At 32.4% G+C, this 7,810-nt stretch carries 8 protein-coding genes; 1 reads left to right on the top strand and 7 read right to left on the bottom strand.

What is annotated here, in order from left to right:
• Window positions 1-106 precede the first annotated feature (106 nt).
• Together fakA and HMPREF2737_RS08150 are read right to left on the bottom strand one after the other, a co-directional pair.
• Window positions 107-1,765 carry a fatty acid kinase catalytic subunit FakA gene (fakA, locus tag HMPREF2737_RS08155; protein WP_037552309.1) on the bottom strand — a complete coding sequence of 553 codons (1,659 nt, stop codon included), beginning with the start codon at window positions 1,763-1,765 and terminating at the stop codon, window positions 107-109.
• A gap of 20 nt (window positions 1,766-1,785) precedes the next feature.
• Window positions 1,786-2,154, bottom strand: a complete 369-nt coding sequence (locus HMPREF2737_RS08150) for an Asp23/Gls24 family envelope stress response protein (protein WP_037552311.1) — start codon at window positions 2,152-2,154, stop codon at window positions 1,786-1,788.
• Window positions 2,155-2,422: 268 nt separating this feature from the next.
• Between HMPREF2737_RS08150 and rpmB the strand changes: the two genes are divergently transcribed.
• On the top strand, window positions 2,423-2,611 hold the full coding sequence (rpmB, locus tag HMPREF2737_RS08145; protein WP_011275976.1) for a 50S ribosomal protein L28: 189 nt from the start codon (window positions 2,423-2,425) through the stop codon (window positions 2,609-2,611).
• A gap of 61 nt (window positions 2,612-2,672) precedes the next feature.
• Here rpmB and HMPREF2737_RS08140 read toward each other — a convergent pair whose 3' ends face one another.
• From HMPREF2737_RS08140 to HMPREF2737_RS08120, 5 genes are all read right to left on the bottom strand, one after another.
• Window positions 2,673-3,314, bottom strand: a complete 642-nt coding sequence (locus HMPREF2737_RS08140) for a thiamine diphosphokinase (RefSeq protein ID WP_037552313.1) — start codon at window positions 3,312-3,314, stop codon at window positions 2,673-2,675.
• Between the two features lie 7 nt (window positions 3,315-3,321).
• A complete protein-coding gene (gene rpe, locus HMPREF2737_RS08135) occupies window positions 3,322-3,966 on the bottom strand; it encodes a ribulose-phosphate 3-epimerase (RefSeq protein ID WP_037552315.1) in 645 nt (214 codons plus the stop codon).
• Window positions 3,966-4,841 carry a ribosome small subunit-dependent GTPase A gene (gene rsgA, locus HMPREF2737_RS08130; protein ID WP_037552317.1) on the bottom strand — a complete coding sequence of 292 codons (876 nt, stop codon included), beginning with the start codon at window positions 4,839-4,841 and terminating at the stop codon, window positions 3,966-3,968. The genes rpe and rsgA overlap by 1 nt, the downstream gene beginning before the upstream one ends.
• A gap of 199 nt (window positions 4,842-5,040) precedes the next feature.
• Window positions 5,041-7,068 (bottom strand): Stk1 family PASTA domain-containing Ser/Thr kinase, encoded by a 2,028-nt coding sequence (pknB, locus tag HMPREF2737_RS08125; RefSeq protein WP_037552318.1) that lies wholly within the window; start codon window positions 7,066-7,068, stop codon window positions 5,041-5,043.
• Complete coding sequence (locus HMPREF2737_RS08120; RefSeq protein ID WP_037552320.1) at window positions 7,065-7,808, bottom strand: Stp1/IreP family PP2C-type Ser/Thr phosphatase; 744 nt, start codon at window positions 7,806-7,808, stop codon at window positions 7,065-7,067. The genes pknB and HMPREF2737_RS08120 overlap by 4 nt, the downstream gene beginning before the upstream one ends.
• Window positions 7,809-7,810 lie beyond the last annotated feature (2 nt).

Genomic DNA, 7,810 nt, shown 5'->3' with positions numbered 1-7,810 from the left:
GCTAATAATTATAGAGGTAATTGCGCCATTTTTGCATTCAAACATAAAAAATAGCTATGAAGCATTCTATAGTCATAGATTACTTCATAGCTATTTTAGTAATTAGTTATTCAACTGAGAATAAATATTGATAAATCGGTTGCCCACCATTATGTTCTTCTACTTCAACATCTGGGTATTCACTTTCAACCCATTCTACTAATTTGTCAGAGATTTCATCATTTGCATCCTCACCAGCAATGATAGTTAAAATTTCACTATCTTCGTTAAGCATAGCTTTAAGCAAACCAGTGACTGTAGCAAATTCATCATCATTGCTTGTAACAATTTTGCTTTCTGACAATCCCATGAATTCGCCTTTTTTAATTTCTACACCATCAATTTTAGTGTCGCGAACAGCAAATGTTACTGAACCAGATTTCACTGATTCTAATGCTGTTGTCATATGAGAGTGATTATCTTCAAGTGATGATGAAGGATCGTATTGGAACAATGCCGCAATACCTTGTGGAATTGATGTTGTAGGTATAACAACTGTATCCGCTTCAACTAAAGTTGCAGCTTGATCACTCGACATTCTAATATTTTTATTATTTGGTAGAATAATAGCGCGTTTGCATTGCGATTGCTCAATTACTTTCACAATATCTTCTGTTGAAGGATTCATTGTTTGCCCACCACTTATGATATGTGTCGCACCCATAGATGTAAACAATTCAGAAATACCATCACCCATTGAAATCGCGATAATCGCAGTCTCAACTGTTTTTGATTCTTCTTGCTGTTCAGAATGATGATTTAGTTTCTCTTTTCTAATCACTTCACGATGTTGTTCACGCATATTTTCAACTTTTAATTTAATAAGTTCACCATACTCTTGACCATAGTTGAACACTTCACCAGGCGTTTCAGTATGTACGTGCACTTTAACAATTTCATCATCATTAATCACAAGTAAAGAATCACCGAATTGACTCATATCTGTTCTAAATGTTTGTTCATCAAATGCTCTTTTATCTTTTCCAAAGCGAACCATCATTTCAGTACAATAGCCGTATTTAATATCTTCAGTATTTATCACACCGTGGAAATCATGTTCTTCATGTACTAATTCTTCTGTGTTTAACTTTTCTTTTTTAGCTTCAATAGTTTGACCTGTCAATCCTTTTAAGAAGCCTTCATACACACATAGTAATCCTTTACCGCCACTATCTACTACACCAACTTCTTTTAATACGGCAAGTAGATTTGGCGTATTATTTAATGATTTTTCAGCTTCCGCAATTGTATATTCCATAACTTCAACGCAATCATCTGTTTCTTCGGCTTTATTAACCGCAGCTTTTGCTGCATCTTTAGCAACAGTTAAGATCGTACCTTCAACCGGTTTCATCACTGCTTTATAAGCTGTATCAACTCCCGCTTGAAAACTACTTGCAAGTTGTTGCGCATTTATTTCATTTTCAGTTTCTATATTTTTACAGAAACCTCTAAATAATTGAGATAGAATAACACCTGAGTTGCCACGAGCACCCATAAGTAATCCTTTAGAGAATGTCTTCCCTAATTCACCAGTGCTTTGAGATAAATTATTTTCAACTTCTTCACGTCCAGAAGTAATTGTAAGATTCATATTCGTTCCTGTATCGCCATCTGGCACAGGGTATACATTTAAAGAATCCACTAAATCTGCATTATTAGATAAATTTTGTGCCCCTTGTATTATCATATCGGCAAATAATTTACCATTAATTTTGCTAATCATCCTGCTAAGTCCTCCTATACCTACTTGCCCTTATTATTAAGTCTTACACCTTGTACAAATATATTAATTGAATTCACTTTAACATTTAGTGAGTTTTCAAGTGTATATTTTACTGATGATTGTACGTTGTTTGCTACTTCTGAAATTTTTACACCATAGCTTACAATAATATACATATCTATATCAATGACACCATTGTTTTCTTTTACTTCAATGCCTCTAGCATAATTTTCATGTCCTAAAATATCGGCAATGCCATCTCTAACTTGTTGTCTTGATGCCATGCCTACAATACCATAGCTTTCAACAGCTTTGCTGCCTACTACAGAAGCAATGACTTCATTTGAGATATCGATTTTACCATAATCATTTGAGATTTCTATTGTCATCTTTATTTTCCTCCTGAAATTTGTTTAAAAATGACTTACAATTAAATTCATAATTGAAAATAACCGATTCTTCCATAAATAAGTCTTAATAACTTAATTAAATATATTACATAACTCCTCAGCTTACAATTATACCATAAATTATAAATTTCAAAACATTTTTAAAGAAAACGCCTTTAATTTCGTTGCTTTAAAATTTTATATATGGTATCTTATTTAAGTATATAAGTAGTCAAGTGTATTTATATTTATTAAAGGAGGTACTTTGATGGGTAAACAATGTTACGTAACAGGTCGTAAAGCATCGACTGGTAATAATCGTTCACACGCTTTAAATGCGAATAAACGCAGATTTAATGCTAACCTTCAAAAAGTTAGAATTTTAGTTGACGGAAAACCTAAAAAAGTTTGGGTTTCTGCTCGTGCTTTAAAATCTGGTAAAGTTACTAGAGTTTAATAAATATAATGCACTAAAAAATGCCTTCATATGTGGTGAAGGCATTTTTTTATGCTTAATTTTAATTTGCATCTCTACTTCTAATCTGTAAGACTTGTCCATCATGTACTTCGATTTGTGCAATTTTCTCTTTAACCTCATTCGATAATGTAAGTGTAGATCCTTTTTCAAGAGGTTGATGATTCAAATTGTATTTAAATCCAACTAATGACAAAGCAACCATATCACTAACTGGAATAAATGAAACATATGGATAATTTTGTAATTTATGAATTTCATGACTACCTTTCTTCAATAACTTAATTTCATTTTGTAGATCTTCAACAATAATTAAGATGTTTTGTTCTACATATTTTGGCTTTTGTAGTATTTGCAAAACACCCATAAAATGATCTAATCTACCACCTGTTGCTCCATAAATATGTATTTCTGTAAATCCTCTATTAACAGCTTCCTCTACACCTAATGCCAAATCAGTATCATCTTTTTCAGCCTTAACTGGTTTGATATTTAATTCGTGTTTCAATTGATGACGTTCTTCTTCTGAAACAGAATCAAAATCTCCAACTGAGAAAACTGGAATAATAGAATGATTTATTAGAATAAGTGCACCTCTATCAATCCCGCCCCAGCGGTCCTTCTTCAATGCGGTTAATACATCTGATGGCAAATGACGGTCACTACATAATAAATTGATTCGCATATCAATATCAGCCTTTCAATAATTGTGTTACCTTACCATAATCTTTCTGTTTAAAGAAATAAGAACCGGTAACAAACATATCTGCCCCATTATCAGCACATATTTTAATAGTTTCATTGTTGATACCACCATCAACTTCGATATTAAAATTTAAATTTAATGATTGTCTTAAATCTCTTAAGATTTTCACTTTTGCTGCACATGCTTCTATAAATGATTGACCACCAAATCCTGGATTTACAGTCATAACAAGTACAAAATCAACAATTTCAAGTACTGGCAATAATGACTCAACTGGTGTACCAGGATTAATTACAACGCCAGCCTTCTTTCCGGCATTTTTTATCATTTGTAATGCTCTATGAATATGCTGTGTAGCCTCTACATGTATTGATATCATGTCAGCACCGTGTTCAGCAAAGGTATTAATATATTGTTCAGGTTGTTCGATCATTAAGTGAACATCAATCGGTAATTGAGTAATTGCTCTAACTGAATCAAGAATAGGAATACCAATAGAAATATTAGGTACAAATTGACCATCCATTACATCAAAGTGCAGACCATCAATTTGTGCTTCTTCTAAAGCTTTAATTTCATTCTCTAAATTTAAAAAATCGGCTGATAAAAGTGATGGGTAGATTTTCTTCATTAATATCTGACCTTTCTATTTGAAATTTCATTATATAATTGAATATAGTGATCATAGCGAAATTGTGCTAAATAACCATTTTCTAATTGCTGTTTGACATGACACTTTGGTTCCTTAATGTGGTTGCAATTTCGAAATTTACATTCTTCACCAAAGCGATTCATTTCTATAAAATAATGCTTCAATTCATCTTTATCAATATGATCGAAATCTAGCGCACTAAATCCAGGTGTATCTGCGATAAAACCAGATTCTCTTTCAAATAACTCTACATGTCTAGTTGTATGTTTACCACGATTAAGCGACTTAGAGATATGATTAGTTTCTAAATTTAGTTCTGGTTTAAACGCATTGATAAACGTTGATTTACCTACACCTGATTGACCACTTAATACAATGAGCCCTTTAGGCCATGTAGCCACAACTTCTTGTTGATTCGTATGCTTGCCTACAAATTGCGTATTGTAACCAATTTCTTCATAAATTTTTAACCACGCATTAATTTGTTCAATTTCATTTTCAGAGGCTAAATCCTTTTTAGTCACTAGAATACTCGGCTCTAAATTATACGAATGCGCTATAACCAAGAAGCGATCTAACAATTGCGTTGAAAAATCTGGTTCTACAGCGCTCATCACGATGATTAAGCCATCAATATTACTAACTGGTGGTCGTTTCAATTCATTATGACGCTCGTGAATGTGATGAATATAGCCCTCACTTGTGTTTTGAATTTCAAAATCAACGATATCTCCCACAATTGGTGAAAATTTCTTCTTTCTGAAAAGACCGCGTGGTTTAGTATCATATAAAGTTCCATCAACATCGACTTGATAGACACCACTAATTAGTTTGATAATTCGTCCAGTTTCCAAAATGACACCTCTTAATCATTATTTATATTAAATTATTATAGCAAATGCTTGAAGATTATTATATTCAGAAGTGAATTGAAGAGATGATTTATCATAATATATTTATTTCTTTAGTTTACATAATAATTTTACGATATATTTTTCATGAAGAAACCCTTTTAGCGAATGTGCATTATTCCATTCACTAAAAGGGTTAAATTTAATATTCTATATCTTTATCTGCAATTACATCGCCATCAACTCTGATCGTATAGCCCGCGTCTGAGCCTTGCTCAATTTTAAGCGGAATCGTTATCGTTTTGTCATCTTTTATACTAAACGTTTGGCTAGCAGATGTGCCACTATTGTCCTTATCTCTAATGTAAACTTGAACTTTTTGACTTTCGTCATCTCCCGTATATGGGATGTGATATGTTTCTGTATAATTCTTAACTTTTTGTTTATCATCAGACTTGTCTTCACTAGAAGATTTAGATTTCTCTGAATCTTTGTCTCCATCTTTTGAAGATGCTTTTCCTTTTGAAACAATGAATTGTACTGTACTTCCCTCTTCAACCTCTGTATTTTTAGGGCTTTGTGAAATAATATTATCCTTTTTAACATTATTACTTGATTCTGTTGTCATTTGTACTTTCAGACCACTTTTTTCAAGTTCTTTCTTTGCAGTTTGATAATTTTTATTTTCATAATTTTTAACATATACCTTTTTAACACCTAATGATTCGGTTAAAGTAATTTGATGATCGTTTATGCGAACATAACTATCAGGATTAACACTTTGCTTAGCTATAGCACCTTTAGGTACCTGATTATTATATTCTTGATTGACTGTCACATGATCAAGTTTAGATTGTTTCAATTTATCTAATGCATCTGCTTTTTTCATGCCCATAACATTAGGCATTTTAGCACGTTCGGGCCCTTTTGAAAGCACAATATCTACTTTTTCATGCTGATTAACTCTTTCACCTTGTTTTGGTTTAGTCTTTATTATTTTATTTTCCGGATAATCATCACTGTAATCTCTAGAGATATTACCAATTTCTAAATGAGATTGTCGTAGAATTTTTTCCGCTTCTTTTTCAGTTTTACCTTTAAGATCAGGCATTTCCGCATATTTACTACCAAACATGCCCATCGCTATAAAACCAAATAAACTTGCGACTAATAAAAGTAAAATAAGCACAATAGCGAATTTCTTCTTTTTTGAACGTTTTTTCTTAGGTGGTTCATAGATTTGTGCTTCGTTAGTTTGAAAATGATGCTCATTAACAATCGGTATTTGCATCGTTTGTGCAATTTGTTTTTGTTCATTTTCTTCTTTTATTTTACTTTTAATATCTTGTCTATCAATCGATACTGTATTTGTCTCATCTTCTTCAATAGAATGCTTCTTTTCATTAGCACGACTAGAGACAAGCACACTACTTAAATCTTCTTTCATATCTTTAACACTTTGATAGCGATCTGAGGCTTTCTTCTCCGTTGCTTTAAGTACGACATTACTAAGTGATTGAGGTATTTCAGATCTTAACTCCGTTACATTTGGAATTGAATCTTGAATATGTTTTATTGCGATACTAACGGCTGTCTCACCATTAAAAGGCGGTTCACCAACTAACATTTCGTAAAGAACAATACCGATGGAATAGATATCAGTTGCTTCATTCGTAGTTTCACCTTTAGCTTGTTCTGGTGAGAGATACTGAACTGTACCTAATACATGATTCGTCTGTGTCATAGATGTTTCACTTAATGCTTTTGCAATTCCAAAGTCAAAAATTTTTAATGTTTTATTCTTATCAATTAAAATGTTCTGAGGTTTTATATCTCTATGTATGATAAGTTTTTCATGTGCTTGAGCCACACCTTTTAAAATCTGATTCGTGAAATCAATAGCTGTATCTACACTTAAAGGTCCATGGCTATGTATGTATTCTGATAAGGTAGGTCCATCTATATATTCCATAATTAGAAAGAAGCACTCTTCATTTTCTTGAACATCATATACTTCAACAATATTTTCATGTGAAAGTTGTGTCGCATTGTTAACTTCACGTTCGAAACGCTTCATCGTTTCTTCTTTTTCATTCTGAGGAATAGAGATTGCTTTAATCGCTACTTCACGATTTAAAATGGTATCTTCTGCTAAGTAAACGGTACTCATACCCCCGCCACCAAGCTTATCTACTATTTTGTAACGTTCACTAACTATCTTTCCAATCATAGATGATCACCTTCAATAGCTGCTATTAAGACACTGATGTTATCTTTTGAATCATGATTTAATGCTAATTGAATTAGTTGCTCCCCATGTTCTTCTAATGATAATGATTCATTGAAAGACTCATGAATAATTTCACCTCTAACATAGTCCGTTAAGCCATCAGAATTTAACATTATAAAGTCATAATGATTAAAACGTTTTGTAAATATATCTGGACTCACTCGTTTATCTGTCCCCATTACTTTAGTAATAATATTACGTTGCGGGTGTGTAAAAGCTTCTTCTTCAGTTATTTGACCTGTCATTACTAAATGATTTACAAACGAATGATCATAAGTAATTTGTTCAATTTCTCTAGAGTTAATTAGATAGGCTCTAGAATCCCCTATATTGGCCACTACCAATTGTTTATCAAATACAAGGGCACAAACGCATGTTGTACCCATACCTTTGTATTCTTCATTAGTTTGAGCATATTCAAATAGTTCACGATTAATCTCTTTTAAATTAAAACGCAACCAAGTTTCGGCTTGTTCATACTCTATAAAATTCTCATCTTCAAAACGTTTTTGAAGTTCATAAGTAACAAACTGACTTGCAATTTCCCCCGCTTTATGACCACCCATACCATCACATAATACTAATAACTGTTGTTGGGTTTGGTTATAAAAAATACCTCCTGCATCTTCATTTTTATTTCTATGTTGTCCAGTATCTGTGAAAAATTGTGCGTTTTGCATTG

Source organism: Staphylococcus sp. HMSC069D12, from assembly GCF_001810405.1.
In the GTDB taxonomy this organism is placed as follows: Bacteria; Bacillota; Bacilli; order Staphylococcales; family Staphylococcaceae; genus Staphylococcus; species Staphylococcus haemolyticus.
This window is presented reverse-complemented; position numbering and strand designations above follow the sequence as displayed.

Coding starts and splice junctions, on each gene's coding strand:
- fakA (WP_037552309.1), bottom strand. CDS start 1,765: ATGATTAGCAAAATTAATGGTAAATTATTTGCCGATATGATAATACAA.
- HMPREF2737_RS08120 (WP_037552320.1), bottom strand. CDS start 7,808: ATGCAAAACGCACAATTTTTCACAGATACTGGACAACATAGAAATAAA.
- rpmB (WP_011275976.1), top strand. CDS start 2,423: ATGGGTAAACAATGTTACGTAACAGGTCGTAAAGCATCGACTGGTAAT.
- HMPREF2737_RS08150 (WP_037552311.1), bottom strand. CDS start 2,154: ATGACAATAGAAATCTCAAATGATTATGGTAAAATCGATATCTCAAAT.
- HMPREF2737_RS08140 (WP_037552313.1), bottom strand. CDS start 3,314: ATGCGAATCAATTTATTATGTAGTGACCGTCATTTGCCATCAGATGTA.
- rpe (WP_037552315.1), bottom strand. CDS start 3,966: ATGAAGAAAATCTACCCATCACTTTTATCAGCCGATTTTTTAAATTTA.
- pknB (WP_037552318.1), bottom strand. CDS start 7,068: ATGATTGGAAAGATAGTTAGTGAACGTTACAAAATAGTAGATAAGCTT.